The organism is Herbaspirillum chlorophenolicum (assembly GCF_001189955.1).
GTDB classification, from domain to species: domain Bacteria; phylum Pseudomonadota; class Gammaproteobacteria; order Burkholderiales; family Burkholderiaceae_D; genus Herbaspirillum; species Herbaspirillum chlorophenolicum.
This window is the reverse complement of the sequence record NZ_LFLT01000179.1, coordinates 1-326: the sequence shown is the minus strand read 5'-3', so window position 1 is coordinate 326 and position 326 is coordinate 1. Positions and strand designations below refer to the sequence as shown.

The window sequence follows — 326 nt, the reverse complement described above, 5'->3', positions numbered from 1 at the left end:
AAGCATCCGCTGTGACCAGGAAACTGATGCGCTGGGCCGGCTGTACCGGAATGGTGTGACGTCGCGCGAGGAAATCTCCATTGGGCGTCTCCAATTCGCTCCACAGACCATGCAAGTGCATGGGATGGGTCATCATGGTGTCGTTATGCAGAATGACCCGTAGGCGTTCACCATAGCGGAAATGAATAGGCGTCGATTTGCCGAACTCTAAACCGTCGAGAGACCAGGCGTAACGTTCCATATTGCCGGTCAGATGAAGTTCGACTTCACGCTCGGGGCCACGGTTGTCCAGCGGGCCACCGATCGGGTGCATGTCTGCCAAGGTC

General features: G+C 56.7%; 1 protein-coding gene. It reads right to left on the bottom strand.

The features are described from left to right. On the bottom strand, positions 1-326 hold a 326-nt coding region (locus AKL28_RS23770; protein ID WP_156226498.1), incomplete at both ends, for a multicopper oxidase domain-containing protein.